The sequence below is a fragment of the Paraburkholderia sp. BCC1885 genome, assembly GCF_900996235.1.
GTDB lineage: Bacteria > Pseudomonadota > Gammaproteobacteria > Burkholderiales > Burkholderiaceae > Paraburkholderia.
In genome coordinates this window covers 1-426 of record NZ_CAAJGM010000187.1, presented here as the reverse complement: position 1 = coordinate 426, position 426 = coordinate 1, and the positions used below count along the sequence as shown (strand labels likewise).

General features: G+C 68.5%; 1 protein-coding gene. It reads left to right on the top strand.

Going from position 1 to position 426, the window contains the following annotated elements; genetic code table 11:
• Window positions 1-426 (top strand): TolC family protein (locus tag FQ755_RS16745; protein ID WP_186308548.1); only part of this gene is annotated, 426 nt, incomplete at both ends.

Below are 426 nucleotides of genomic sequence, written 5' to 3'. Positions count from 1 at the left end.
CCCCGACATCGTCGCGGCGCGCTGGCAGGTCGAGGCACGCATCGCCGACGTGAAGGAAACCAAGGCCGAGTTCTTCCCCGACGTGAATCTCGCGGCGGGCTTCGGTTTCGATGCCTTCGGCTGGGGCCAGTTCCTGAAGTTCGCGAGTCGCCAGGCGCAGTTCGGCCCGGCCGTGCACCTGCCGATCTTCTACGGCGGCGCCCTGCGCGCGCAGTTGCGCGGCAGCTACGCCGACTACGACCTGAGCGTGGCGAACTACAACCAGACGCTGATCGGCGCGCTCAACGACGTGGCCACCCAGGTCGCCACGATCCGCGCCGTCGACAAGCAGATGGGCGATGCGCAGCGCGCGCTCGACGCGTCAACGCGCGCCTACGAACTCGCCGTGATCCGCTACAAGGCCGGCCTCTCGCCGCAACTGCAGGT